At 35.6% G+C, this 25,392-nt stretch carries 28 protein-coding genes and 1 pseudogene; 11 read left to right on the forward strand and 18 right to left on the reverse strand.

Annotation, left to right across the window (positions count from 1 at the left end):
• Nucleotides 1-30: 30 nt before the first annotated feature.
• The 4 genes from PQQ29_RS11550 to PQQ29_RS11565 form a co-directional block, all read right to left on the reverse strand.
• Nucleotides 31-1,095, reverse strand: a complete 1,065-nt coding sequence (locus PQQ29_RS11550) for a hypothetical protein (protein WP_003769878.1) — start codon at nt 1,093-1,095, stop codon at nt 31-33.
• Nucleotides 1,095-1,970, reverse strand: coding sequence for an ATP-binding cassette domain-containing protein (locus PQQ29_RS11555; protein WP_003763607.1), 876 nt, complete (start codon nt 1,968-1,970; stop codon nt 1,095-1,097). The genes PQQ29_RS11550 and PQQ29_RS11555 overlap by 1 nt, the downstream gene beginning before the upstream one ends.
• Entirely contained in the window at nt 1,967-2,356 is a 390-nt protein-coding gene (locus tag PQQ29_RS11560; RefSeq protein ID WP_003763608.1) for a GntR family transcriptional regulator, read from the reverse strand. Before PQQ29_RS11560 ends, PQQ29_RS11555 begins: the two co-directional genes overlap by 4 nt.
• Before the next feature lie 91 nt (nt 2,357-2,447).
• A complete protein-coding gene (locus PQQ29_RS11565) occupies nt 2,448-2,930 on the reverse strand; it encodes a methylated-DNA--[protein]-cysteine S-methyltransferase (RefSeq protein WP_010991134.1) in 483 nt (160 codons plus the stop codon).
• A 145-nt stretch (nt 2,931-3,075) separates the two neighbouring features.
• On the opposite strand from PQQ29_RS11565, the gene PQQ29_RS11570 reads away from it, so the two are divergent.
• Both PQQ29_RS11570 and PQQ29_RS11575 read left to right on the forward strand, forming a co-directional pair.
• Nucleotides 3,076-3,630, forward strand: a complete 555-nt coding sequence (locus PQQ29_RS11570) for a bifunctional transcriptional activator/DNA repair enzyme AdaA (RefSeq protein ID WP_010991135.1) — start codon at nt 3,076-3,078, stop codon at nt 3,628-3,630.
• A 21-nt stretch (nt 3,631-3,651) separates the two neighbouring features.
• On the forward strand, nt 3,652-4,521 hold the full coding sequence (locus PQQ29_RS11575) for an RluA family pseudouridine synthase (protein WP_003763612.1): 870 nt from the start codon (nt 3,652-3,654) through the stop codon (nt 4,519-4,521).
• Between the two features lie 12 nt (nt 4,522-4,533).
• Here the strand turns inward: PQQ29_RS11575 and PQQ29_RS11580 are convergent, their stop codons facing one another.
• Genes PQQ29_RS11580 through PQQ29_RS11590 form a run of 3 tightly spaced genes read right to left on the reverse strand, consistent with a single transcriptional unit; the run spans nt 4,534 to nt 6,465 of the window.
• Entirely contained in the window at nt 4,534-4,926 is a 393-nt protein-coding gene (locus PQQ29_RS11580) for a VOC family protein (RefSeq protein ID WP_010991136.1), read from the reverse strand.
• Between the two features lies 1 nt (nt 4,927).
• Nucleotides 4,928-5,584: a DNA alkylation repair protein gene (locus PQQ29_RS11585; RefSeq protein WP_010991137.1), complete on the reverse strand. Its 657-nt coding sequence runs from the start codon at nt 5,582-5,584 to the stop codon at nt 4,928-4,930.
• Nucleotides 5,581-6,465, reverse strand: a complete 885-nt coding sequence (locus tag PQQ29_RS11590; RefSeq protein ID WP_010991138.1) for an aldo/keto reductase — start codon at nt 6,463-6,465, stop codon at nt 5,581-5,583. The genes PQQ29_RS11585 and PQQ29_RS11590 overlap by 4 nt, the downstream gene beginning before the upstream one ends.
• Nucleotides 6,466-6,850: 385 nt before the next feature.
• On the opposite strand from PQQ29_RS11590, the gene PQQ29_RS11595 reads away from it, so the two are divergent.
• The 5 genes from PQQ29_RS11595 to PQQ29_RS11615 all read left to right on the forward strand — a co-directional run bounded on the left by PQQ29_RS11595 (nt 6,851) and on the right by PQQ29_RS11615 (nt 12,078).
• Nucleotides 6,851-7,471 carry a DUF47 domain-containing protein gene (locus PQQ29_RS11595; RefSeq protein WP_003723380.1) on the forward strand — a complete coding sequence of 207 codons (621 nt, stop codon included), beginning with the start codon at nt 6,851-6,853 and terminating at the stop codon, nt 7,469-7,471.
• Between the two features lie 13 nt (nt 7,472-7,484).
• Nucleotides 7,485-8,483, forward strand: coding sequence for an inorganic phosphate transporter (locus PQQ29_RS11600; protein ID WP_010991139.1), 999 nt, complete (start codon nt 7,485-7,487; stop codon nt 8,481-8,483).
• Nucleotides 8,484-8,674: 191 nt separating this feature from the next.
• Nucleotides 8,675-10,135 (forward strand): ABC transporter substrate-binding protein/permease, encoded by a 1,461-nt coding sequence (locus tag PQQ29_RS11605; protein WP_003769888.1) that lies wholly within the window; start codon nt 8,675-8,677, stop codon nt 10,133-10,135.
• Complete coding sequence (locus PQQ29_RS11610; protein ID WP_003768064.1) at nt 10,128-10,853, forward strand: amino acid ABC transporter ATP-binding protein; 726 nt, start codon at nt 10,128-10,130, stop codon at nt 10,851-10,853. Before PQQ29_RS11605 ends, PQQ29_RS11610 begins: the two co-directional genes overlap by 8 nt.
• 76 nt (nt 10,854-10,929) lie before the next feature.
• A complete protein-coding gene (locus PQQ29_RS11615) occupies nt 10,930-12,078 on the forward strand; it encodes a pyridoxal phosphate-dependent aminotransferase (RefSeq protein ID WP_033533890.1) in 1,149 nt (382 codons plus the stop codon).
• Between the two features lie 43 nt (nt 12,079-12,121).
• Here PQQ29_RS11615 and PQQ29_RS11620 read toward each other — a convergent pair whose 3' ends face one another.
• Entirely contained in the window at nt 12,122-12,751 is a 630-nt protein-coding gene (locus tag PQQ29_RS11620) for an HAD family hydrolase (protein ID WP_010991140.1), read from the reverse strand.
• Nucleotides 12,752-12,923: 172 nt separating this feature from the next.
• On the opposite strand from PQQ29_RS11620, the gene PQQ29_RS11625 reads away from it, so the two are divergent.
• Together PQQ29_RS11625 and PQQ29_RS11630 are read left to right on the forward strand one after the other, a co-directional pair.
• A complete protein-coding gene (locus PQQ29_RS11625; protein WP_003767704.1) occupies nt 12,924-14,216 on the forward strand; it encodes an NCS2 family permease in 1,293 nt (430 codons plus the stop codon).
• Nucleotides 14,217-14,325: 109 nt separating this feature from the next.
• A complete protein-coding gene (locus tag PQQ29_RS11630; RefSeq protein WP_010991141.1) occupies nt 14,326-14,592 on the forward strand; it encodes a hypothetical protein in 267 nt (88 codons plus the stop codon).
• A gap of 40 nt (nt 14,593-14,632) precedes the next feature.
• Here PQQ29_RS11630 and PQQ29_RS11635 read toward each other — a convergent pair whose 3' ends face one another.
• The 3 genes and pseudogenes from PQQ29_RS11635 to PQQ29_RS11645 form a co-directional block, all read right to left on the reverse strand.
• Entirely contained in the window at nt 14,633-15,154 is a 522-nt protein-coding gene (locus PQQ29_RS11635) for a type 1 glutamine amidotransferase domain-containing protein (RefSeq protein WP_003723656.1), read from the reverse strand.
• A gap of 163 nt (nt 15,155-15,317) precedes the next feature.
• Nucleotides 15,318-15,629, reverse strand: a pseudogene (locus PQQ29_RS11640) (hypothetical protein).
• A gap of 26 nt (nt 15,630-15,655) precedes the next feature.
• A complete protein-coding gene (locus PQQ29_RS11645; protein ID WP_003763635.1) occupies nt 15,656-15,847 on the reverse strand; it encodes a hypothetical protein in 192 nt (63 codons plus the stop codon).
• Between the two features lie 151 nt (nt 15,848-15,998).
• Between PQQ29_RS11645 and PQQ29_RS11650 the strand changes: the two genes are divergently transcribed.
• Complete coding sequence (locus PQQ29_RS11650; RefSeq protein WP_003763637.1) at nt 15,999-16,352, forward strand: PTS sugar transporter subunit IIA; 354 nt, start codon at nt 15,999-16,001, stop codon at nt 16,350-16,352.
• Here the strand turns inward: PQQ29_RS11650 and PQQ29_RS11655 are convergent.
• The 3 genes from PQQ29_RS11655 to yjfP form a co-directional block, all read right to left on the reverse strand.
• Nucleotides 16,349-17,224: a GNAT family N-acetyltransferase gene (locus tag PQQ29_RS11655; protein ID WP_003763639.1), complete on the reverse strand. Its 876-nt coding sequence runs from the start codon at nt 17,222-17,224 to the stop codon at nt 16,349-16,351. The genes PQQ29_RS11650 and PQQ29_RS11655 overlap by 4 nt on opposite strands.
• A gap of 77 nt (nt 17,225-17,301) precedes the next feature.
• Nucleotides 17,302-17,610 (reverse strand): metal-sulfur cluster assembly factor, encoded by a 309-nt coding sequence (locus PQQ29_RS11660; RefSeq protein ID WP_003763640.1) that lies wholly within the window; start codon nt 17,608-17,610, stop codon nt 17,302-17,304.
• 64 nt (nt 17,611-17,674) lie between these two features.
• A complete protein-coding gene (yjfP, locus tag PQQ29_RS11665; RefSeq protein ID WP_003769897.1) occupies nt 17,675-18,427 on the reverse strand; it encodes an esterase in 753 nt (250 codons plus the stop codon).
• Between the two features lie 150 nt (nt 18,428-18,577).
• On the opposite strand from yjfP, the gene PQQ29_RS11670 reads away from it, so the two are divergent.
• A complete protein-coding gene (locus PQQ29_RS11670) occupies nt 18,578-19,390 on the forward strand; it encodes a Cof-type HAD-IIB family hydrolase (protein WP_003763644.1) in 813 nt (270 codons plus the stop codon).
• Between the two features lie 76 nt (nt 19,391-19,466).
• On the opposite strand, the gene PQQ29_RS11675 is transcribed toward PQQ29_RS11670, so the two are convergent.
• The 4 genes from PQQ29_RS11675 to addA all read right to left on the reverse strand — a co-directional run bounded on the left by PQQ29_RS11675 (nt 19,467) and on the right by addA (nt 25,391).
• Nucleotides 19,467-20,369 carry a YitT family protein gene (locus tag PQQ29_RS11675; protein ID WP_187983877.1) on the reverse strand — a complete coding sequence of 301 codons (903 nt, stop codon included), beginning with the start codon at nt 20,367-20,369 and terminating at the stop codon, nt 19,467-19,469.
• Nucleotides 20,370-20,452: 83 nt separating this feature from the next.
• On the reverse strand, nt 20,453-20,815 hold the full coding sequence (locus tag PQQ29_RS11680; protein WP_003769902.1) for a YisL family protein: 363 nt from the start codon (nt 20,813-20,815) through the stop codon (nt 20,453-20,455).
• A 19-nt stretch (nt 20,816-20,834) separates the two neighbouring features.
• Nucleotides 20,835-21,683: a fumarylacetoacetate hydrolase family protein gene (locus PQQ29_RS11685; RefSeq protein ID WP_010991143.1), complete on the reverse strand. Its 849-nt coding sequence runs from the start codon at nt 21,681-21,683 to the stop codon at nt 20,835-20,837.
• Entirely contained in the window at nt 21,684-25,391 is a 3,708-nt protein-coding gene (gene addA / locus PQQ29_RS11690; protein ID WP_010991144.1) for a helicase-exonuclease AddAB subunit AddA, read from the reverse strand. It abuts the gene before it with no gap.
• Nucleotide 25,392: the final 1 nt, after the last annotated feature.

Consider the following 25,392-nt stretch of genomic DNA (forward strand, 5'->3'; position numbering starts at 1 on the left):
TTGGGGAATCCAACCTCGATACTTTTTTTGTTATAGTTTTTTTATAGTTTTCCATTTGTACATTAGGAACCAGAATGCTGTAGCAGTAACAATGAAAATTAAAATCATTTTTACGAGCAAAGTTACAGCTTGAGTGGTTGTTATCAGACTTTCATAATTAAATTTAGAGTAATGTCCGCCTAAACATATCGTGATATAAATGGAACCAATAATAAGTATCGGCATACGGAATTTGTTATTCATTAAGAATCTACCGTTATTTTCAAGGGAAGCTGTTTTTAAGGCATACCAGCCAATTATTATCATTAAAATGGATAGAGCAATAAGTACTATAAATTCGCTGATGACCATACTTCCACTTAAAAGCGGGGTTGGTAGGGCTGAAAACAACATAACCGCACCGCCATCAACATCGGCCAATGATTTACCTTCCAAAAAGGCTTTAAATCCAACTATCAAATTAGTTGTTGCACCTGGAAACATGTAGAAAAAGCTTGCTACTGCTCCTATAGCAACGAGGCCTGCAGCGATTATGTCTCCAACAAGATAACCAACAGCTATTGCTAAAGTGAAAGAGAATAAAAATAACAGTGAAAAAGATGCAATATACATACTAGAATCAGACACATTCGGTAAATATAACTCAGGAATTTGCTGATATATATACATAAATCTCAAGGAAATAATTAAAGGAACTATAATAAAGATGATTAATGAAGGAATGAGTAATTTATGCCAAAATATCTGGTTTTTAGAATAAGGTAAGCCATACGTAAAATAATCCATTTGCTTATTTTTTTCAAATACGGTTAACTTTAACCCTAAAAACAAAAATACATAAAAGAACAAGGCTAAATTTCCTTCAAAATCATAAGGAGTTAAGCTTAAATCCATTTTAATTTCATTTGGCGTCAATTGTTGATCATCCACATTCACTTTTTGAAATTCTTCCGACTGGTAATACTTATAATTTTGATTAAACATATCTACTGTATTAGTAGCTGTCATTGCTTCTGAACCAATAAAGGCAATAACAATAAATAAAAATATCCATGCGTTTTGACGCCATTCTTTAAAGAGAAGCCCTGTACTCATTATTCTTCTCCCCCTTGTTCCTCTAGATGATAAACAAACAGGTCTTCTAATGTAACCGCAAGTTCATCCATGAAAATCGGTTTTTCTCGTTTTATAGCAGCATATAATTCTGTATTCATATCCCGGAATAAAATCGTATACACCCGCCCATATTTGTTAATCACTTTACCATTTTCAAGTAAAATAGTTGGTAATTTTTTGTTTTCAAAAGCAATTTGAATTTTGACTGCTTGTTCACGTAAAGTTTCAAGATGATAGGATTCTTCAATGCGATTTCCTTGTAAAATATGGATATAATCGGCAATTGGTTCTAAGTCGTTTAAACGATGTGAAGAAATTACAATACCTAATTTCCGTCGTTCTACTTCTTCTAATAAAATCCCAGTAATTTTCTTTTGAGCGATAACATCTATACCTTCCATAGGTTCATCAAGTAAAATAAAATCTGCTCCAATACAAAGTGACAAAACTAAACCGAAAAGTGCTTTCATTCCTTTAGAATACGTTTGAAACTTAACATCCGTGGCAAGGTTGACTTGATTCATTAATAAATCAAATTTAGCTCCATCAAATAATGGATAAGTCTTTTGATAGAATTTTTTTATTGTTGGAATTTTGTAGCCATCCCAGCAGCCTAAGTTATCTTGTAGCATAAATATTTTTTGCTTTAGTTCGGGATTTTTACTTATCGGCTCATCTAAGTAGACATCCCCTTCATCTGGAATGTAAAAACCCATCATTGTTCGAAAAAGTGTTGTTTTCCCGATGCCGTTTCGTCCAACTATGCCAACAATCTCTCCTGGATTCACTTCAAATGTTATCTTATCAAGCAAAAGCTTCCCATCAATTTTTTTACTTAACGAATCAACCCTCAAATTTTGTCACCTCCAATGATGTCCTGACTGTATTCAACAGATAATTTATGTATTTCTTCCACATTAATTCCAAGATAAACTAAATCTAAAATTATTTCTTTTAATTTTATTTTAGTTTCTGCTAACTTTTTTGGCGAACTGTTCTTTTCTGTTTGGTCCGCAATAAAGGTTCCTTTTCCTTTAACCGTGACGATTACTTCTTGACGTTCTAATTCTTGGTAAGCTTTACTCACAGTGTTTGGATTCACTCCTATTCTGCTGGCGAACTCTCGTATAGAAAGAATTTTTTCGCCTTCTTGAAGTATGCCTTTGACAACTTGTTCTTTAATTTTTTGGACGATCTGTTCATAAATTGGCAGTTGACTTTTCGTATTAATAGTAAACATCTCTCCCCCCACTTTCATGACTTTTAATTATAGAGAACTAATTGTACTAGTTATAATAGTACAGTAGATATAAAAATAAATCAATTCCCTTTTAAAAAGAAAATTGATTTACATTCTTTTTTTCTAATGTTAATAGCGCTTGTTTCATTGGTATTCCGCCACTATACCCTGTTAGTTTCCCGCTTTTTCCGATGACTCGGTGGCACGGGATAATTACAAGTAAGGGGTTTTTTCCAATAGCTGTTCCGACTGCACGGACTGCTTTTGGGCGATTAATTTGTTCAGCTATTTCTGTATAGGTTCTAGTTTCTCCATATGGAATCGTTTTTAAGGCTTCAAAAACTTCTAATTGTAATGCTGTTCCGGATAAATCAATAGGGAAAGTGAAATGAATGCTTTCTCCATTTAAATAAGCAAGTAGTTCTGCTTTATATTTCCTCATTTTCTCTGGGTCATGTATCGCTGATTGCAAGTTTTCCTTATTTTTCCCAACATAAAACAAACCTTTATCAGTGGCGGCGAAATAAATTTTTTCTCCCGCAAAACGGATGGAATCATCATAGAACTTCTCCATTTTCTTCACCTCTTTCAACTATTAATTATACGCTTAACAAATTAGTTTTTCTATAATACCTGGTTGTAATAGCAAGATTAGAAAAGTTTTTCTCGCAATTTAACGCTATAACGTTTATGATTAAGAAGAAGTTGAGGTGATTACATTGTCAGATTATTACTTAACTAAAAAAAGATGGCAAGCAATTTCAACGAATGATCGCACTGCTGATGGTACTTTTTTCTATGGTGTGAAGACTACGAAAATATTTTGTTTTCCTTCTTGTAAATCGCGTTTACCTAAAAAAGAAAATATTGTTATCTTCCATAGTAAGGAAGAAGCTACTTCGCATGGCTTTCGTCCTTGTAAACGATGCAAATCTGGAGGGAAAAGTTTACCCGATACAGAATGGGTAGGCAACATTAAGGCTTACATTGAAGAAAATTTTGCAAAGCCATTAACTTTACAGATTATTGCCGATGATTGTCACGGGAGTCCATATCATCTCCATCGAACGTTTAAACGGATTACAGACATCACACCAATTACTTATTTAGACAATATTCGAATCGACTATGCAAAAAATCAGCTCCAAAACACAACCTTATCTATTGAACTTATTGGAAAAATGTCTGGTTTTCCTAATTCCTCCCATTTTTCTACTACTTTTAAAAGACATACAGCTTTATCGCCAAACCAATTTCGAAAAGAACAAAAATAAATTAGAACGGATGAAACTTATATGACGCATTTAACTTTACCTATTTTAGAAGACTGGGAAGGTCTTACTCTAACTGCTATTTTGCAAGAAAAATTTCACCTTGGAAAAAAAGCACGACATGAGATCAGAATGTCTCAAGATGTTTTACTGAATAATAAACCGCTAGACGACTGGAATACTCCGCTTTTTGTTGGCGCAAGTCTTTCTTTACCGATTATTTTGCACGATAAAATCCCGGTTTATGAATATGACTTAGAAATTATTTATGAAGATGATTTTTTACTAGTAGTTAATAAACCTGTTGGGATGAAAACTCACGCAAATGACAGCTACGAAACGGATACATGCGCAAATGCAGTGCAATATTATTTAGAAAAAACGGGACAAGAAGCAAACGCTCTTGCTGTTCACCGGCTCGATCAAACCACTTCAGGATTAGTTCTTTTTGCTAAGAACAAGTTAGCTATCGCTGGATTATCGTGGCAAATGGAAAATAGAGCGATTCACCGGACTTATCTTGCTGCGGTTGATGGCACTTGGGGACTTGTGATGCAGACGATTAATAAACCTATTGGCGAAGACCGTCATCACGGCTCAAGACGCCAAATCAGTCCTTATGGTCAACCTGCCGTTACTCACGTTAAAGTTTTAGAAAATGACAATGAAAATAATACGTCTCTTGTAGAATGCCAAATCGAAACTGGCCGGACGCACCAAATCCGTGTTCACTTAAGCGGAATCGGTCATCCAATCATTGGCGATACACTTTACGGCGGATCAAGTCGTGCAAACCGAATCATGTTACACGCAGAGAAATTACATCTTAATCATCCTTTCAAAGGCAAAGAAATGAATTTTTCCGCACCAGCTGGAGATGATTGGGTATTTTAAAAAGCCACAATATTAAATTGTGACTTCTGTACAAATCTCTACTTTCATACCATCCGGATCTTCAAAAAACACAGCATAATGATTTTTACCACCAGCAAAAGGAAACCTGTCTTCGTATAGAAGCTTGATTCCTTTTGCTTTTAATTTAGCTCGAAAGTCATCCACACGTTTCTTTGTACCACCGTGAAAAGCTAAATGATTAAGTCCAATTCGCTTACGATGATAACCCTCTGAGAGAAATGGCTCCTCGGTTTGAACAAAGACTAAATACGTCTCTCCAAATTTATAGCTAAATCCTTCATTCCACGTTTGATATAATTCATAAGAAAGCTCTTCTAACAGCTCCGACCAAAATAGCCGGCTTTTTTCGATATTAGCTACATAGATTTCCACATGATGTAACATTTCACGCCTCCCCGATATGTTTAAGCGCTTCTCTACGACTAAGTGGCGCAAGCGTATGGCTGTTTACAAAAACGCGAACTGCCTCACTATCTACTTTCGCATATTGTCTAAGCGCCCAACCGATTGCCTTCTGAATGAAAAACTCTTTAGAACCTAGCCATTTTTCACAATTTGCAAATAAGAGTTCAGCATTTGTTTCTTCTTTATATTTTAATTGAAATAAAATGGCCGTCCGAGCTAGCCAAATATTATCTCCGTTTATCCATGCTTCATTATAGATAGGGATTAAATCGGGATATAGTTTGAAATGATTACTTACGACCGTTCCAGCTAAGCCATCTACCGTATCCCACCATGATTTCGTCGTAACTAATTGCTCATAGATTTCAATTGCTTCACTGGCTTGTTTTTTACCATAGCGACTTAATAAATCAATTGCCGCGTATTGAAGTTCACGCTCTTCTTCTGCAAATAATTCCACAACAAGTCTCAGTAAATCATCCGGCATACCATTTTCTCTTAAAAAATCTGCTACTAATTTTTTTCGTTCAGTGGCTCTAATTCCTAAAAATGGGAATTGGTTTTTCATGTATGCTTCCATTGGCTTCGAATCTGCTACAGAACGATTAGCACGGAATAACGTTTGAATAGTCGTCATTCTTTTTCCCCACCTGTTAAATAAGCTCGTTCTCGTTCAATACTGCTTAAAAAATATTCTAAATCATCTGGGTCTGGCCCAACTCGTTTACCTGTTTCTAGTCGGTCGATTTTTTCCATGTCACTTGCATCCAACTGGAAGTATGAAAGTCGTGAATTTTCTTCAATACGGCTAGACGTAATCGACTTAGGAAAAATAATCGTATTCCGGTTCAAATGCCACTGTAAAATCACTTGGTCAACAGAAGCTTGATGTTTTTTCGCAATTTCTGTAATAACTGGATTTTGCATTAATATCCCTTTAGCAAGCGGTGACCAGGCAGCATGCGCGATATTCTGTTCCGCCAAATATTTTCGAAGGTCATTTTGCGGTAAAAGCGGATGCGTTTCTACTTGGTTTAAAACTGGTTTTTCATTTGCGGCAACCAATAAATCACTTAAATGATGTTGTTTAAAATTCGCAACCCCAATTGATTTAATAAGTTTTTCATCATGTAGCCGCTCCATTGCCCGCCATGAATCCCGGTATTTCCCTGCAACTGGCCAGTGAATTAAATATAAATCCAAATAATCCAACTTCAAATTTCGAAGCGTCCGTTCAAAAGCAAATAAGGTTTCATCATAACCAAGATCGCCATTCCACACTTTCGAGCTTATAAATAATTCTTCTCGTGGCACTGCACTATCCAAAATCGCTTGCCCAACAATTGCTTCATTATTATAAACTGCTGCTGTATCAAATAAACGATAACCAACTTCAATGGCTTTCTCCACAGCACCAGCGATAAATTCTTGCTCAGTCACTTGAAATACACCAAGTCCAATATAAGGAATTGTCTCATTCCCCGGTAGTATCATTCTGTCTTGTAAAGTTTTTGTCAAAACGAAACCCTCCTCACGAAAACTAATTGTGAACTTTTTCTCTTAAATGAATTATACACTATTTTCGCAAATTTATATTTTAAAACCAGTATACCGAAATGCGCCTTACTCTCCTAATAAAAAGACGCAAAAAATCTACTTTTTTTATTCATTTTCTTAAATACCTAAAAACAGCCATTGGAAACGCTGTCAGGTCGTTTATTTGCGCTTTCTGCAAAAAAAAGTTTCCTATTTATTCCCATCCTATGTTAGTATTAATTTGTGGTAAAGATCTATCAAATTTTTTATTTGTTTTTGTTAACTTATCGTTAAGAAAAAAGCTCCCTTTTTAAAGTAAAAGCGAGCTGATTATTAATGACCAAAAATGATCGGGGGAATTAAGAAAATGGCTTTTAAAAATAAAAAAGACCGTTTTGCTTCGTTGTTGCATGACATTGCAGTAAATTTACATGAAGGTGCAAATTTCTTTGCAACTTACAACATTAATTCGGTGGAGGATTTACATACTTTCTCGAATAAAATCAAAGAATATGAAACAGCTGGGGACTCCATGGTTCACAAAATGATTATGGAATTAAATGACGCTTTCATCACACCAATCGAACGCGAGGATATGTTAGAACTTACTAACCGCCTTGATGACGTGATGGATGCACTTGATGAGACAGCTTTCTCACTTGAAATCTGCCAAATCACTCATTACGATGAATACATGACTAAATTTATCCAAGCTATCCAAGCAAGCACTGTTGAAATTGAAAAAGCAGTTGACCTTGTTTTTGATAAAAAATTAAAAGATGTTCGTAAACTTGCGATTCAAATTAAAGATTACGAATCCCAATGTGATGATGTTTACCGCGAATCACTAATCCAACTTTTCCAAAACGAAAAAGATCCAATTAAACTTATTCGTCTAAGAGAAGTTTATGAAAAATTAGAAGACATTGCTGATAGTTGTCAAAGCGTTGCCAATACGCTTGAATCAATTGTCATGAAAAATGCGTAAGGGGTCTAGATAGATGGAAGGAATGTTTCTAATCACCCTTGTCATCGTACTTGCTGCGCTTGCATTTGATCTAATCAATGGATTTCATGATACAGCCAACGCAATTGCGACTAGTGTCTCTACAAAAGCCTTAAAACCACGACATGCGATTATTCTTGCAGCAGTAATGAACTTTGTGGGTGCTATTTCATTCACAGGGGTTGCTAAAACTATTACAAAAGACATTGTTAACCCATTTGACTTAGATCACGGGGAACTTGTTATTTTAGCAGCATTACTTTCGGCAATCGCATGGAACTTAATTACTTGGTATTTCGGGATTCCTAGTAGTTCCTCTCATGCCTTGATTGGTTCCATTGCAGGTGCAGCTATTGCATCAGCCGGATTTGCAGCTATCGAATACAGTGGATTTACTAAAATCATTGTTGGTTTATTAGTATCTCCTGTACTTGCTTTCGTAGTCGGTTACACGATATATTCACTCTTCAAGATTTTCTTGAAGAACCTAAACTTAGCCACGACCAATCGGCGCTTCCGGATGATTCAAGTCGGTACAGCCGCGCTACAATCTTACACACACGGAACAAATGATGCACAAAAATCAATGGGGATTATCACAATGGCTTTAATTGCCAGTGGTTTCCAATCAACAGATGATGTGCAATTATGGGTTCAAGTATCCTGTGCGGTAGCTATGGCGATTGGTACAAGTATTGGTGGTTGGAAAATCATCAAAACAGTCGGCGGTAAAATCATGAAAATCAAACCCGTTAACGGTGTAGCAGCTGACTTAAGTTCTGTTATTATCATTTTCGGTGCCACTTTCATTCATTTACCAGTTAGTACAACACACGTAATCAGCTCTTCTATTCTTGGTGTTGGAACAGCTCACCGTGTTAAAGGAGTAAAATGGGATACTGCACAACGCATGATTATTACATGGGTTATCACACTTCCTATTTCTGCAACGATTGCAGCTCTTATCTTCTACGTACTAAGATTCATCTTATAATTTATTTAGAGCCTTGTTATAGCAAGGCTCTTTTTATACATTTTTTTGAATAAAACTAATAAATACAAGAACAAATCAAGTTTATTTTAAAAACTTATTGCATATTTACTCATTTTGATGTATTATAATAAACATCGATAATAACGATTTATTTATCATAAATTACTCAAATACTAGAGGGAGTTGTACTTATGCAGAAGCATGTATTACAAAAGTTCGCAGCAATTTTACTTATTTTTATATTTGTATTTTCTGGCTTCACAACAGTGTTCGCCGCTGATACACAAGATGAAACTTTAACTAAAATCCAAGAAAAAGGTGTTTTAACAGTTGGACTTTCCGCTGATTATCCGCCGTATGAATTTCATCAAACCATCGACGGTAAAGATAAGGTTGTCGGTTTTGATGTAAGTATCGCTGAAAAAATTGCCAAAGATTTAGACGTTAAATTAGATATTAAAGAAATGAACTTCGATAGTTTGCTCGGTTCACTAAAAACCGGCAAGATTGATATGATTATTTCTGGTATGTCACCAACTCCAGAACGTCAAAAAGAAGTCGATTTTTCTGACCCGTATATGTTTGTACAACAGCGCGTTGTGATTAGAAAAACGGATAAAGAGAAATTTACAAGTGTAAATGATTTTAATGGCATTAAAGTTGGTGCCCAAAAACAAACAACCCAAGAAGAATTAGCCAAAAATGAACTAGTTGGTTCAGACGTTGTTTCACTTCAAAAAGTACCTGATTTAATTTTGAACCTTAAAAGCAACAAGCTCGATGCAGTAGTTTTAGAAGGACCTGTTGCAGAAGCTTATATTAGCCAAGATAAAACACTCGCATTAGCAGATATTAAATTTGTTAATGGTAGCAAAGAAACAGCCATTGCAATGCCAAAAGGTTCCACTGCTTTACAAGAAAAAGTCAACGCTTCTATTAAAGATATACAAGATACTGGCTTACTGAAGAAATATCAAAACGAAGCCAACAAATTAATGTTCCAGGATGGTAGTTTTTACGAGAAGTATGGTAATTACTTTATCACTGGTACATTGATTACGATTGCTCTTGCTGCAATTGGCGTATTATGTGGTGCCATTCTCGGCTCATTACTAGCTCTCATGAAACTTGCAAAAACAAGATGGTTACGCTGGCCAGCAGCTTGTTATATAGAATTTGTCCGTGGTACGCCACTTCTAATTCAAATTTTCATCGTCTTTTTCGGAACTCAAATTATCGGTATGGACGTATCCGCCTTTGTTTCTGGTTGTATCGCCCTATCGCTAAACAGTGCCGCTTATGTTGCTGAAATTATCCGCGCAGGTATTTCTGCTGTCAACAAAGGGCAAATGGAAGCAGCTCGTTCTCTTGGTATGACACAAGGAGCAAGCATGCGTTACATCATCTTGCCACAAGCCGTAAAAAATATTCTTCCTGCGCTTGGGAATGAATTCGTTACTGTTATTAAGGAATCTTCCATCGTATCCGTCATTGGTGTAACAGAACTAATGTTTATGACTGGTGTAGTCCAAGGCGCAAGCTTCAAACCATTTATCCCACTAATCATCACATCATTAATTTACTTTGTACTAACATTTAGCTTGTCAAGACTACTAGGTGTTGCTGAAAGGAGAATGAGAACAAGTGATTAATATTAAAAACTTACACAAACATTTCGGTAAATTAGAAGTCTTAAAAGGCATTGACCTTGAAATCGCATCCGGAGAAGTGGTCGTAGTTATCGGCCCTTCCGGAAGCGGGAAAAGTACCTTCTTACGTTGCCTGAACTTATTAGAACAACCAACAACCGGCACGATTCTTTTTGAAAACAAAGACCTAATGGCAAAACAAACAAACGTCAACGAACTTCGTCAAAAAATGGGCATGGTTTTCCAAAACTTCAACTTATTTCCACATAAAAATGTTCTTGAAAACCTAATGCTAGCCCCAATGAAAGTAAAAAACGAAGATAGCACAGCAGCTAAAGAACATGCGCTTTCTCTACTTGAAAAAGTTGGCTTAGCTGATAAAGCAACTAGCTACCCTTCTCAGCTTTCTGGTGGACAACAACAACGGGTAGCCATTGCCAGAGCCCTTGCAATGAATCCAGACGTAATGCTATTCGATGAACCAACTTCCGCACTCGATCCAGAAATGGTCGGTGAAGTATTAAGCGTTATGAAGTCGCTTGCTAAAGAAGGCATGACGATGGTTGTCGTCACACACGAAATGGGATTCGCAAGAGAAGTTGCCGATCGCGTTGTCTTCATGGATGCCGGCGTGATTCAAGAACAAGGCACGCCCGAAGAAGTATTCGGAAACCCGCAAAACGATCGTACTAAAGACTTTTTAGGAAAAGTTTTAGCATAAACATAGATTACGTCTCACTTATTTCTCGGTGAGGCGTTTATCTGCACTTATAGAGAAGAGGAGCTAATTAAACATGATGAATAACTCAAAAATTGCTAAAAAACATCAACAAATGCCCGTTAATATCCTAGCTGATATTGGAACGCTTGCAAAAACAATGCCGGATATTCTAGATTTATCTATTGGCGACCCTGATTTAATCACAGATGCATCAATTATTAACGCGGCTTTTGAAGACGTACGCGCTGGTCATACAAAATATACAGAATCTGGTGGGGATGTTGAATTAATTGACGCCATTCGTGGTTATTTCAGTCGCAATTATGATCTGTCTTTTGAACGAAGCCAAATCCGTGCCACAGTTGGCGCACTTCATGGTATGTATTTAACCTTGCAAACGATTTTAGATGACGGTGATGAAGTCATTATTCACGAACCATACTTCTCCCCTTATAAAGATCAAGTGTTAAACTCAGGTGGTACGCCAATCATTATTCCAACCTACGAAAAAGATGGTTTTGCCATTAATGTTGATATTTTAGAAGCAGCTATTACGAATAAAACCAAAGCTTTAATTTTAAATTCGCCTAATAATCCAACCGGTGCCGTCTTTTCTCCAGAAACTTTTGAAAAAATCGCCAATCTAGCGAAAAAATATGACTTCTTTATTTTATCTGATGAAGTGTATGATGGTTTTAGTTTTTATGAAGACTTCGTACCAATGGCCAAATTCGCGCCCGATCATACAATCACGTTCGGAAGCATGTCAAAAAATTTCGCAATGACAGGTTGGCGCCTTGGGTATATGATTGCTCCTACCTATTTAAATGAAGCAGCAAAAATTATTAACGAAGGAATTACTTATTCAGCTCCGTCACCGTCCCAACGAGCTGCTATTTACGCTTTGAACCATTCTGAGACACTAATTCCTTTAGTAACAGAAACCTTCCAAAAACGCCTAGAATATATCGCAAAACGAGTAGCAGAAATTCCATATCTTTCCTTACACCCGCTAAAAGGATCCATTTATGCATTTATTAATATTTCTAAAACAAAAATGGATTCCGTTTCCTTTACAGAATACGTTTTAAAAGAAACACAAGTACTCGTTATTCCAGGGTTAGCTTTTGGTGAATCAGGTGATAATTACGTTCGCCTAGCCGCAACGCAAGATATTAGCGTACTAGAAGAAGCATTCAACCGTTTAGCCAAATTAACCTTCTAATAAAAAGAGCAAACTCGCTTCATCAGCAAGTTTGCTCTTTTTTTTATTTTAATTTGATTTCTGCAAAAGAAGAAACAACTGTCGCTTCTTTTGGAAAAGTAATATTTTTCGTCGCTTCATTAGGTACGATGTAAACTTTTAAGCCCGCCTGTAGTGCTGATAACGCACCATTTTTCGAGTCTTCTATCGCGATTGCTTCTTCCGGCTTTACACCAAGGGCTTCCACTGCTTGTAAATAAAGTGCTGGATGTGGTTTAATTTCCTCGACATGATCTGCCGTTTGTATCGTCTCGAAATCAGCTAAAATGCCCAGACGATCCAGCGTAGGTTCAATCCAATCAAATCCCGAACTCGTTGCAAGCCCAATTTTATAACCATTCGCTTTTACTTGTTCAAAAAATTCTTTAAAGCCATTACGAAAACCAAGTGATTGTTGCCCGAGATGACAAGCTTCCGCCACGGTAGTTAAAAAAGCTTCTTTATCAAAAGCCCCGTTCGTTGCTTCCATCATATAGCTAATAATTGGTTCTTCACTTGTACCGATAATTTGCTGATAAATTTCATCTGGCAAATCAATATTGTACGTATCTTTCAAATATTTCATTGTCTCCGTGTACCATAAATTCTCCGTATCAAGCATAGTTCCATCAAAATCAAAAACAACTGCTTTCACATGCATCCCCCTAGTATAAGTGATACTTTCATTGTAACATAGATAAACTATTTAAGAAATCTTCCAAAAGGGGTTGCTTTTTTGGTAAAAAACGAATAATATTGAAGTTGTGGTTTTTAATGTTCGTTATTTACCATTAAGCATGATTTTAAAAAAGGAGTGAAACACACGCATGTTTCAATTAAAAGCAAACGGTACAGATGTAAAAACTGAAGTTATCTCTGGTTTTACTACATTCCTAACGATGGTATATATCGTAGTAGTTAACCCAGCAATTCTTTCCGCAGCAGGTGTTCCATTCAATACCGTATTTATGGCAACTATCATCTCTGCAGTCATTGGTACATTATGGATGGCGATTTTCGCTAATTATCCAATCGCAATTGCGCCAGGACTTGGTATGAATGCTTATTTCGTAACAGTAGTTACAACTCAAAAACTAGATTATTCGGTCGCATTCGCTGCGGTCTTTGTAGCAGGTATTATTTTCTTACTATTATCTTTAACGCCGCTTCGTGAAAAAATCATTGAAGCCATTCCACATAATTTAAAAGCTGGGATTACTGCTGGTATTGGTTTATTTATCGCTTTCCTTGGCTTCCGTATGACAGGTATTATTGTTTCTAACGATTCTAACTTAGTAGGTTTAGGTGACTTACATTCCAAAGAAGCTATTTTAGCTATTGTTGGTCTTTTAATCACTTTAATCTTGCTTGCTTTAAATGTAAAAGGTGCTTTATTCATTGGGATGATTGCAACTGGTATCATCGCTTTTATCACAGGTGAACTTAAATTTACAGAAGGTATCGTCAAACTTCCGCCAATGCCAGAATTCGTCTTCACTAACCCTATTCACGCTTTTGGTGATGTGATGAGTTACGGGCTCTATGCTGTCGTCCTGTCCTTCTTACTTATAACGATTTTTGATACAACCGGAACAATGATTGGTGTTGCAAAAAAAGCTGGCCTAATGAAAGGTGAATCATTACCAAATGCGAAACAAGCATTAATGGCTGATGCGGTTGCAACAAGTGTTGGTTCTATGTTTGGTACAACTCCAACAAGTGCCTACATTGAATCTTCTGCTGGCGTTGCAACTGGTGGACGTACTGGTCTTACTACACTTACAGTAGCTATCTTATTCATGGTGTCGGCATTCTTCGCTCCACTTGTTGGCGCTGTATCTGGAATTTCTGCTATCACTGCACCAGCTCTAATCATTGTTGGTAGCATGATGATTGGTGCTGTAAAAGAAATCGACTGGGATACACTAGATGAAGCTTTCCCTGCTTTCTTAGTTATTCTAGCGATGCCACTTACTTCAAGTATTGCTATCGGCTTAGCATTTGGTTTCATTTCTTACCCAGTATTAAAAGTATTTACTGGCAAATGGCGCGAACTTAACTGGTTCTTAATCGTTATCGCCGTATTATTCTTCATCCTCGTTGCATTTTTACCACATTAATAAACGACTAGCGTCTACCAAACTTAGGTAGGCGCTTTTTTATTGGACAAAAACTCACTCTTTTGCTATAAAGAAGAGAGAAACTAATTAGAAATGAGTTGAACTTGTCGTGTTTTTAAAATCACTGCTCGCTGGTGTCGCACTTGCTGTTGTAGTTTTCCTAGCAAGTTTTCTGATGCCTGACTACACTGTATCCACCTTATATTCCATCGTAACAACTATCATTGTTTTTGCCTCCATTATCTTATCTGCATTCGTATCCTTTGGTGGGCGTAGTGGAAATCCAAGTCGAAAAAGCCAATTACGCTGGAGTATCCTGTTTTTAGTTGCAGCAATTCCTAGCTTTATCGGCTTTATTATTACTTTTTACTTTTAAAATAAAAAGAAGCATTCCCAAAACGGAAATGCTTCTTTTTTTAATCTTCTAAAGCGGAAATGAACGCTGGTAAATATTCTGGTAGATCTGGCGGGCGGCGACTCGAAATAATGTGCCCGTCTGTTACAACTGGCTCATTATGCCAAATAGCTCCCGCATTAGTCATATCATCTTTAATTCCTGGCGTACTTGTTACATTTACACCTTCTAAAATTCCGGCAGAAACAAGTACCCAACCAGCGTGGCAAATTTGTCCGATTGGTTTTTTCGCTTTATCAAACGCGCGAACCAAATTAAGTACGCTGTCAAAACGACGCAGCTTATCTGGGGACCAACCACCTGGGACTAAGATTCCATCATAATCTTCTGCGCGAACAGAATCAAAATCATAATCAGAAGTAACAGGAACTCCGTACTTACCGTGATAAACTTTTTTAGCTTCCTCTGCAACTAAATGTACCGAAGCACCTGCCTCGCGTAATCTAAGCACCGGATACCATAGCTCTAAATCCTCAAAGTCTTCACTAACAAGTGCAATAACTTTTTTACCTTTTAAAGTCATATAAATCTCCTCCTATCCTCTTCTATAGTATAACAATAACTAGATTGTTATTAAATTATTCCGCCTATAAAAGAAGACAAAAAAAGACGCTCGAAATAAACATTTCCAGCGTTGCCATCATGTTCGGTCGTCTATGCATAACGGGATGAGGCATAGACATAAACTACACGGCCAATGAGATGAATGAAAACAAATAATGATTTTGGTGTCTAAACAGATGTCTGACTAGTTGCCATTCTATTGGAAGATGGATACACCAAAAGTCATTATAACCATGATAGGGTCTTATCCCCATGAAAATCACATTTATAAAATGAAACTTTCATCGAGGTAAAACTCTATCCTATAACTTATTTTACTATTCTTCTCAAAAAAAGCAAGTAAATAAATATAGATTTTTTGTGACGAACTTAAAAAAAACAAGAAAAGCTTTACTATTATCGCATACTTTTGTATAAATTAATTTTTTATAAATAAAAAGGAGACTATTACAGGCTCCTTTTAACCAAAGATTTCAACAATCATCCATGAAAAAATAGCGACTAATGGAATTAAAACCCATACATTGTGTCCAATCAGGCTAGGACGAGCAGCTGGTCTATCTTCGAGTAGTTGAATTCTTTCACGTAAATCGTGTACTTCTAGCTCTAAATCCTGCACTTTATCTTCTAGTTCATACAAACGTTCTTCCATTTTAATCCCTCCACACCTTTTTCTACATCTCATTATACGCGCAACGAAATGAAATACATCCTTCCATAGGCTGATTTATTGCTAATTTATTGTCATACCGTTCAGCCATTTGCTACAATAAAAGAAAACAATCAACTGTTGGGGTGGAAAAATGGAAATTCAAGTAGAAGAAGCTGTTGTAAAACTCATTTTACATGGGGGAAACACACGTAAAGAAGCATATAAAGCAATTGATTATGCTGAAAAATACCAATTTGATCAGGCAGACAAGCATTTGCAAATGGCCCAAGAACAGTTTCAAGAAGGTCACGTTTGGCAAACAAAACTAGTCTCAATTCGCGACACTGAAACCGTAGCACACCCGTCATTTTTATTAATTCATGGACAAGACCATTTAATGACTGCCCAAGCCGAACTACAACTAGCCAAAAGAATCATTGAACAATATAAACATCAACAAAACTTAGAAAAACGCCTAACAAAATTAGAAAATCAGCTAGCTTAAGCATGAGACGTAGCTGGAAATAAGAAATAAGATTCACTTGTAAGGATTTTCGGACGCACAAACAATATATCTTCTGTCTCAATAATATAAGCCGCGTCAATACGCGTATCTTTTTCAGGCGTAAATAAGAGATGTATCGTCATGATTCCGTCACTAAGCAAATAACTTAAAACTTCCACCACATCTAGTTTTTTGACACTAAGAATATCTAATACATATAAGTCCGTCTCTTCTCGCTCAAATAAAACAATTGCATCTATTTCTTCTATATAATAAATATCATTTTTTAAAGCTATCAATAAATAAAACATAAGCAAGTCTTCACTATTTTTCACATCAAGCGTACTAGAAAGTGGTACTCGTTCGGATACAATACGCTGAATTAGCTGGAAATCGGTTTTATTATCGGGATTCAGCTTTTTTATTTTGGAAAATTTCTTTTTTAGACTACTAGCATCCACGGTAAAACTACTCTCTTCCACTCGCTCAAATCCAAACTTCGGATAAAAATCAAGCACAGAATCATTTGCAAAAAGATAAAGAAAATCATAGTCATGTTCATACTTAGTAATTACGTGATTCAATAACTGATTCATAAGCCCTTGGCCGCGATACTCTGGATGAGTCATTACTGTGCCTATTTGAAGCGCCTTGCAATCCTTCCCCTGATAAATCAAATCCATTTTATTGATAGAAACATTCGCAATGATTTCATTTTTATCCAAATAAGAATAACAAATATATTTATCATTCCAAAACCCTTTTTGAAACCATTCTTCAAAATTAATATCAAACGTACTTTCTGCAAGTTTATTAAAACTATCACGGTACATTTTATTGTCTTTATAATCACTTATTAGTTCATAGTTCATTTAAAATTCCTCGATTCATTCGTATAAAAATAACAGGCACGACGCAACATACGCCCTACCTGTTAATTTTATTTAATTTAACGTATACCAAGTGCTATTTTTGCATAGCGTGACATACGATCTTTCGTCCAAGGTGGATTCCAAACAAGATTCACATTCGTATCTTTTACTTCTGGGATATCACTTAATGCCATTTGCACTTGCTCTGTTAAAATCCCTGCAAGTGGACAGCCCATCGTCGTAAGCGTCATTGATACGGTACAAAGCCCATCTTCATCTAACTCAACATCATATACAAGTCCAATGTTTACAATATCAATTCCAAGCTCCGGATCAATTACTTGTTCCAGCGCGCCCATTAGATTTTCTTTTAGTTGCTCATCCATGAAGCATATGCCTCCTTTTTGCAATTTTGTACATTTATTGTATCATATATGAGAATGATTTTCATTATAAGAATTTCTCAAAAAAGCTAACTCCTTGTAGCATTCCTTCAACTGAAACTTTGTGTTTTGCATTATCATCAATAATAAATTCGACATTGTCTGCTAAGCTCTCTTCAACCAATGTCTGATATAGTTTTTCACTGTACGCAAAGGGAACTACATCATCTTTTTTCCCGTGCCAAAGTAACAATGGGCGGTTATTAATTTTCGTAATGTTTTGGGTTAAATCGTATTTTTGTAAAGCTAAAATCCGTTCATCAACATCATAAGGAAAAGTTAATCCCTGCGCCAAAGCATATTTAGATAATTCTTTAGCAAAGTCAACATAATAAGCGCTTCCCATTAAACTAACTGCCACTTTAATATAATCATATTGTCCGAGTAAACCAAGGGATGTAATTGCTCCCATCGACACTCCTCCAACACCAATACGGTTGGCATCTGTTTTTCCTGTTTTAATTAATTCCTCTGTAATGAGCGGAAATTCAGTAATATTCGTTTCAATAACATCCCAAAAATAAGTAGCTTGATCTTCCGGATTCGCGCCTTGAAGACGTTCCCCGTGTAACTTAGCATCAGGTAAAACTACCCTAAAACCTCGTTGTGCAAGCAAATACCCGTAATGTAAATAAAGTTCTTTTTGTGAAGTGAATCCGTGATAAAAAATAATAGTCGGTAACTCTTTTTCTGCATTTTCACGATTACTAATATGTAAAACTGGAATTCCCGCAATTAGTTCATTTTCTACTTGAATCATTGTGAAGCCTCATTTCTATAGGTTTTATTGAGTTATTGTAAAGAACGGAATCATTTACAAATAGGTAATAAACGTCTATCATTAACCTGTGCCCTTATTTTAGCATGAAGGGCAGTTATGAACTAACCATATGAATTAAAGGAGCAAACTATGTCTAAAAAATTAATCGTACTAGACCTTGATGGCACAACACTTAGAGATGATTTAACTATCTCCTCGCATACTAAAAACACATTAGAAAAAGCACGAATGGCCGGTCACGAAGTAATGATCGCAACAGGACGCCCTTACCGCATTAGTGGCTCGTATTATCATGAGCTTGAATTAACTACACCTATTGTAAATTTTAACGGTGCTGTTTATCATCATCCAAGACTCACTACTTTTGCTGAAGGCTATCATCACGCAATTGATTTACAAGTAGTTCGAGAATTGCTTGATTTCTCCAATGATTTCGCGCTAGATAATATTGCGGCTGAAGTAGAGGATAATGTCTTTTTGAAAGAACGCAATAATAGTGTACCAGAGACATTCCATTTAGGAACAGAAAATATTGTATTTGGAAATATTCGCGACGCCATTACATCAGATGCTACATCGCTATTATTTTTCGGTCAACTTGATCAACTAGATTTAATTAGTAAACATTTAGATGAATCACTTTCTGGCGTTATTTCTCACCATACTTGGGGAGCGTCTGCTTGGCCAGCTGTAGAAATTATCAAGTTTGGCATTCATAAAGCAATCGGTGTCCAAGCCGCTGCAAAAACACTTGGCTTCGACCGTAAAGATATTATCGCTTTCGGTGACGAAACGAATGATTTACAGATGCTTGATTATGCTGGCGTTGGCGTTGCAATGGGTAATGCCGCTGAATCCGTGAAAAACGTCGCAAATGTTGTAACCGCATCTAACCAGGATGACGGAATCGCTTTATATCTAGAAGAAAACTTAAACCTATAATAAAAAGCTGCAAGTATGGCCTTACAAAAGTTAGAATCTCTAATTTTTTGTTTCAACCATGACTTTGCAGCTTTTTTTACATCATTTTATTTTTATACATAGCTAGTGCTAATTTTTGGTCTGCTTCTGAACGGAAATCTCCAAATACACTCGAAGTTTCCATGACATTAATAAATGCTTTAGGGTCAAATTCTCCAACAATATGTGTAATGTCATATAGCTCATAACGCGTAATAACCATGATTAGCATAGCAACATCCTGTTTTGAATATCCACCCATCGCATCTACCACTGTTATTCCTCGTACCATATTTTCATGGATAGCTTTAATAACTGTTTCAGAATGCTGAGTCATAATCATCACAGTTAGTTTTTGATGTCTAGTATGGATAATGTCAATTACTCTACTTTGTACATATAAAGAAATTAACGTATAAAGAGCAAAAGTCCAATCATAAGCAAATCCTGCCACAATAATGATAATACCGTTTAATAGTAAGAAATACTTCCCAAATGAACGCCCTGTTTTAATTGTAATATACATAGCTAAAATATCTAGCCCGCCTGTCGAAATCCCAAATTTCAATGCTAACCCAACACCTACAGAAGCAATTAATGCTCCAAAAATCGCATTAAGTAAAATGTCATTTGAAACTTGTACTTCCGGAATAACAATTAAGAAAAAAGACATAAAAGCAACAGTTAAAAAGCTAAAAACAGTAAAGCATTTCCCTACTTTTAACCAACCTAAAATAGCAACGGGAATATTTAACAACAGAACAAGTAACCCTGTCGAAATCGAAATATTCATTGTATCACGTAACATGTCTGATCCTAATTGCGCAACCCCATTTAATCCAGCAGCATAAACTTGAGCTGGTATTAAAAAGAAGTTCATACCAATTGCATTTAAAAGTGCTGCTATGATTGCAATAGCGGTTTTTTTAGCATATTCTTTATACACTAATTTTGAACTCATTTTCTTCTCTCCTTTTTTGGCCCTAACATAACATACCAACTTTCTAGAGAAAAGAGAAGTCTTTTTTATTATTTTTTTGATTTTTAATTAAATAATGGATAACCGCCTGATAAATAAAAGCCCAGTGATACGGTTATTACTACAACTATAATGAAAATCATTAAGAACATTCCCGTTGGCTTTTGTTGTTTTCTATAACTAAGCAACATTTCCACCACACCAATTACAATAATGCCCATTAAGATTTTAAATATAGCTAAAATCCAGCTTTCTTTCACACTGTACTGCACCATCATAATCCCACTTAATATGACTAAAATATAAAAAACTCGGTTAATCATTTGTAACATGGTAAATCCTTTAACAGATTTTGAATAGATTAGTAACGCTGTGACGGTTAAAACAACAATTGCTACCCAAGAAATTAAATGTACATATCCCCACATAATACTTCCTTCTTCCCTATTAAGATTTTCTAACTGTATTCATTAAAGTACCAATTTTATCAATTGTAATTTCCACTGTATCTCCGTCTTGTAAAAAGGTCGGAGGATTCATCCCGCTCCCTACACCACTCGGAGTCCCCGTTGCAATTATATCCCCTGGAAGTAAAGTATGACCTTTTGATAAATCAGAGATAATTTTCGCTAAATTGAAAATGAATTTTTCTGTAGAATCAGATTGTCTTACTTCACCGTTTACTTTTGTTTCAATATGGAAAATCATTTCTTCTTTAGGTTGATATTCAAGTACATACGGCCCAATTGGACAACTAGCATCAAGGCTCTTCCCAATGTAAAATTGTTTATGTTTTTTCTGCAAATCTCTAGCTGTAATATCGTTCAAAATAGTAAACCCAAAAACAGATGATAAAGCTTCACTTTCAGATACATCTCTAATTTGCTCTCCAATTATAACCGCTAGTTCGCCTTCGTAATCTAGTTTTTTTGTTATATCTTGATGCAACTCAATCTCGCCATGATGTGGCAATAAGCTATTCGCACTTTTGGTGAAAACGAGAATATGTTCAGGCACATCCTCTTTACTTCCCATTTCTAATACATGATTATAATAATTTTTTCCCACTGCGATAATATTGTTAGGAGGCATAAAAGGTATTTGGATTTCTACATCTGCTAGGTCAATACTTTCCTTTGTCATCTTTATGTCCTGAACAGCAGGCTTTTCTTTAATAACATCTAATAAAGTAGCTGGCGGATCTTGAAAGATAGCTTGTGCAGGAATAATTTTATTTTCATTTACTAAAGCACCGTAATTATGTTGCCCTTTATAAGAATAGCTTAACCATTTCATTTAAATACCTTCCTCTATGTTTATTTGGCAAATATGTTGTCCGTCGAAAAAATATAAATATGCATGAGAAACTTTTTTCCTACTAATTGCTTGAATAGCTTCCGCATAAAGTTTAATTTGAATTTGATACCGTTCCTTCATTACTTTCTCAGCGGCTTCCCAGTTATCATATCGTCCTTCAATTTTATCTGTCTTGTAATCGATTAAAATAATGGAGTCTTCTTCCTCAATCATGCTATCAACAACACCTTGAATGAGCACGTGTTCATCAAGATTTGTTTGATTGTATAATTTTGCTGCAGGAAGTAAGTAACTGAATGGAACTTCACGCTTCACTTTATCTTTTTTCTGCAAAACGGTTTTTCCTAGAGCTGATTCAAAGAACGCAATAATTTGATTAACATTGATAGCTTTAATTTGAGCTTCTGTAAGAATATCTTTTTCTCTCATTAATTGTAATAATGAGACTAAATCTTTTTCGGTCGGTTTATCATCTAATGGTACAGCTTGCATTAACGTATGCATTGCCGTCCCAATTTCCGTAGCTGACAACTTATTTTGTTGCAAAAATTTAGGTCGGTCTAAAGATACTTTTTGGAATTCTTTTAGGATAGATGTATCACTCCAACTATCTTGCAAAGAGAATTGTCTTTTAAGCTCTGTCACAGACTGCTTAGCACGAATTCCAGTGGCTTCCTCATCTTTATATTGGTAATGCATAAAACGCTCAATTTCATCCTTATATGGACTTTTAACTGGCACTTGCTTATGTGCTTTTACATTCTCCATCCAGTTATCTGATTTTTCCTTTTCCAAGTCATCAGTTAGGAACATTTCTTTCGTTTTAATTTCAACTTGAAGCTTCATATCAGTTGGCAGTGTTTTAATCTTTTCTTCGCACAATAATTCTTTAAAATGGCTGTGGCGGATTGTAGCATTTCCAATCCAATCTAAATAACACTTCGCTTTTGCTCGAATTGCTGCGGGTAAAATAGTTTCTTGTTGGTTACTTACTTGTAACCAATTTTTACTTGTTTTTTCAAAATCTGGAACAGTTGCAGTTAAAATTAGTTTTTCTTCCGCACGAGTAAGTGCAACGTATAAAACACGCATTTCTTCCGCAATCATTTCTCGGTATTTTTTTTGCTTAATCGCTTGTTGCATGATAGTTGGATAGACAATCATCTTTTCTATATCTCGATAATTAGAAGCAAAACCATAGTCTTTGTCTAAAAGTGTTTTACTATAAATGTCACGCATATTAAATTTTCTACTTAATCCTGAAACTATAACTACCGGAAACTCCAAACCTTTACTTGCATGAATCGTCATCATACGCACAACATCTTCTTTTTCACCTAGCGTTTTTGCTGTACCTAGATCATCTCCACGAACTTCTAATCGCTCAACAAAACGCACAAAACGGAATAACCCTCGGAAAGAAGTTTTTTCATATTGATTCGCACGATCATACAAAGCGCGTAAATTAGCCTGACGTTGTTTCCCGCCTGGTAACCCGCCTACAAATTCATAGAAGTTTGTTTCTTGATAGATTTGCCAAATTAAGGCAGTCAAATTTTCCCGAATAGACAGTTCACGCCAATTGTTTAATTGTGTTATAAAACGACTAATTTTATTTGCTGCATCCGAAACTGTAATATCTTTATAAGCTAGCATCGCATCAAAAAAATAGCCTTTTTTCTTCGCCATCCGAATTTGTCCTAATTCTTCTTCATTTAAACCGATTATTGGAGAACGTAGAACTGCTGCTAGTGAAATATCTTGATATGGATTATCGATTACTTTCATTAGTGCAATCATTGTTGCTACTTCAGTCGTTTCGAAATAACCAGAATTATTATTGGCATAGAAAGGTATATCTTTTATTTTCATTGCTTCTTCCATATCTGGCGCACTCGTCATAGCTCTTGCTAGAATAACAATATCTCTGTATTGAATGGGTCTATTTTGTTGTAACTTTTTATCATAAATTGGAAACTTATTATCTATCATTTCTCTAATTTTTGTCGCAATCGCTCTTGATTCAACTTGATTTTTTTGCAACTCTTGTGGCGATAATTCATCCTCAGATTCTTTTTCTTCTGATTTCATATCAATTAACAAAAGTTCTGTTGCCATATTGTTAGCTTCAGGAAAACTAGCTCCTAAAGTTAACTCAGCTGCCTCATCATAATCGATTTCTGCAATATGCTTATCCATCAACTGATGAAAAATAAAATTGGTAGCATCAAGAACTTCTTTCCTACTTCTAAAGTTTTGAGATAAATCTATTCGTATTCCGCTGCCTTCTCCGTCTTGCTGATATTCTTGATACTTTGCCATGAACAAAGTTGGTTCCGCTAATCGAAAGCGATAAATTGATTGCTTTACATCCCCAACCATAAACAAGTTTCCTTTTGTATCATTCGAATTAGTGACAAGCAAAAGAATAGTTTCTTGTACCATATTAGTATCTTGATATTCATCAATTAATACTTCTTTGAACTGTTTTTTATAACTATTTGCCACATCAGAGGGCGCGCCATTTTTTAAGAGGATTTTTAAAGCTAAATGTTCTAAGTCATTAAAGTCTAATACCCCACGTTGTTGCTTTTCCTCAAAAAAGTTTTCAGCAAATTTTTTCACTAATTCGCTTAACGTTTTAATATCTGGTTTCATTTTTTCTAAATCACTTAAATAATTTTCTTCTTCTCTTGAAAACCAATCTATTAAAACATTTTTCACTTCTTTTTTTGCAGCATCACGGAATTTTTTTGCTTCTTCTACATATTCTTCATCAAAATCAGCTTTATTTTTAAGGGCAGGTATTCGTTTGAAATCAATGCTCTCAAAGCCAAATTTCACATCTTGCCAATTATCCCAGCTAATACTTGATAAAGTGTTAATTTGTGCTAAATCATTTTCTAATGTGCTTAAATAAGGAGCTGGTCCATTATTTTCATTTGCATAGTCTATGGCGGTTAACAAGTAACTTTTAGCTTGATTAATTCTAAGTTGAATATCTTCTTTAATAATTGGAAAATAAGGTAATTCCGTGATAGAAGTAATCGCCTGTGTATCGTAAAAGCTTACCATTTGTTCTAACCATAAATCCGGGTTTGGATTTGCTCTAGAGAAATCATAAAGTTTCGAGATTAGCGTATGCAACTCCGCATCAGATCTATCCCCAGTAAACGATTCAACTAGATGAAAAAAGCCCTCATTATTTTCTATACTATATTCTTTTTCTAACAGGTCCTCTAAAACTTCATCACGAATCATACTGCTTTCGATGGGTTCAATCAAACGGAAATTAGGATCAATATCAGCTTCAAAATAATGTTTTCGAATGATTTCCAAACAAAATGAATGCAAAGTCGAGATAGAGGCATAGTTTAGTAATGCAACTTGTTTTTTTAAATGTACAGATTCCGGATTTTGCACTAATGCTTCTTCTAAACTTTTACCTATTCTATACTTCATTTCTGCAGCTGAAACATTGGTAAAAGTTACAATTAACAATTCATCAACGTTTAGATTTTCTGTTTCATTTATTAGTTTTTCAATGATTCTTGTAACTAAAACAGCTGTCTTACCAGAGCCCGCAGCAGCTGCTACAAGAATATTGTTTCCATTTGCTTGGATGGCTTTCCACTGGTCATCAGTCCATAAAGCATCTTCTGGTTTGGTTGGTATATTTAATCTCATA

Source organism: Listeria innocua (assembly GCF_028596125.1).
Lineage (GTDB): Bacteria > Bacillota > Bacilli > Lactobacillales > Listeriaceae > Listeria > Listeria innocua.

Bases quoted from the DNA above. Each gene is read 5' to 3' on its own strand.
- PQQ29_RS11625 (WP_003767704.1), top strand. From the start codon at position 12,924: ATGTTTCAATTAAAAGCAAACGGTACAGATGTAAAAACTGAAGTTATC.
- PQQ29_RS11680 (WP_003769902.1), bottom strand. From the start codon at position 20,815: ATGTGGGGATATGTACATTTAATTTCTTGGGTAGCAATTGTTGTTTTA.
- PQQ29_RS11670 (WP_003763644.1), top strand. From the start codon at position 18,578: ATGTCTAAAAAATTAATCGTACTAGACCTTGATGGCACAACACTTAGA.
- PQQ29_RS11565 (WP_010991134.1), bottom strand. From the start codon at position 2,930: ATGGAGAAGTTCTATGATGATTCCATCCGTTTTGCGGGAGAAAAAATT.
- PQQ29_RS11655 (WP_003763639.1), bottom strand. From the start codon at position 17,224: ATGAACTATGAACTAATAAGTGATTATAAAGACAATAAAATGTACCGT.
- PQQ29_RS11585 (WP_010991137.1), bottom strand. From the start codon at position 5,584: ATGACGACTATTCAAACGTTATTCCGTGCTAATCGTTCTGTAGCAGAT.
- PQQ29_RS11675 (WP_187983877.1), bottom strand. From the start codon at position 20,369: ATGAGTTCAAAATTAGTGTATAAAGAATATGCTAAAAAAACCGCTATT.
- PQQ29_RS11615 (WP_033533890.1), top strand. From the start codon at position 10,930: ATGAATAACTCAAAAATTGCTAAAAAACATCAACAAATGCCCGTTAAT.
- PQQ29_RS11645 (WP_003763635.1), bottom strand. From the start codon at position 15,847: ATGGAAGAACGTTTGTATGAACTAGAAGATAAAGTGCAGGATTTAGAG.
- PQQ29_RS11580 (WP_010991136.1), bottom strand. From the start codon at position 4,926: ATGTTACATCATGTGGAAATCTATGTAGCTAATATCGAAAAAAGCCGG.
- PQQ29_RS11600 (WP_010991139.1), top strand. From the start codon at position 7,485: ATGGAAGGAATGTTTCTAATCACCCTTGTCATCGTACTTGCTGCGCTT.
- PQQ29_RS11550 (WP_003769878.1), bottom strand. From the start codon at position 1,095: ATGAGTACAGGGCTTCTCTTTAAAGAATGGCGTCAAAACGCATGGATA.
- PQQ29_RS11660 (WP_003763640.1), bottom strand. From the start codon at position 17,610: ATGGATGAGCAACTAAAAGAAAATCTAATGGGCGCGCTGGAACAAGTA.
- PQQ29_RS11575 (WP_003763612.1), top strand. From the start codon at position 3,652: ATGACGCATTTAACTTTACCTATTTTAGAAGACTGGGAAGGTCTTACT.
- PQQ29_RS11685 (WP_010991143.1), bottom strand. From the start codon at position 21,683: ATGAAATGGTTAAGCTATTCTTATAAAGGGCAACATAATTACGGTGCT.
- addA (WP_010991144.1), bottom strand. From the start codon at position 25,391: ATGAGATTAAATATACCAACCAAACCAGAAGATGCTTTATGGACTGAT.
- PQQ29_RS11595 (WP_003723380.1), top strand. From the start codon at position 6,851: ATGGCTTTTAAAAATAAAAAAGACCGTTTTGCTTCGTTGTTGCATGAC.
- PQQ29_RS11560 (WP_003763608.1), bottom strand. From the start codon at position 2,356: ATGTTTACTATTAATACGAAAAGTCAACTGCCAATTTATGAACAGATC.
- PQQ29_RS11635 (WP_003723656.1), bottom strand. From the start codon at position 15,154: ATGACTTTAAAAGGTAAAAAAGTTATTGCACTTGTTAGTGAAGACTTT.
- PQQ29_RS11650 (WP_003763637.1), top strand. From the start codon at position 15,999: ATGGAAATTCAAGTAGAAGAAGCTGTTGTAAAACTCATTTTACATGGG.
- PQQ29_RS11605 (WP_003769888.1), top strand. From the start codon at position 8,675: ATGCAGAAGCATGTATTACAAAAGTTCGCAGCAATTTTACTTATTTTT.
- yjfP (WP_003769897.1), bottom strand. From the start codon at position 18,427: ATGATTCAAGTAGAAAATGAACTAATTGCGGGAATTCCAGTTTTACAT.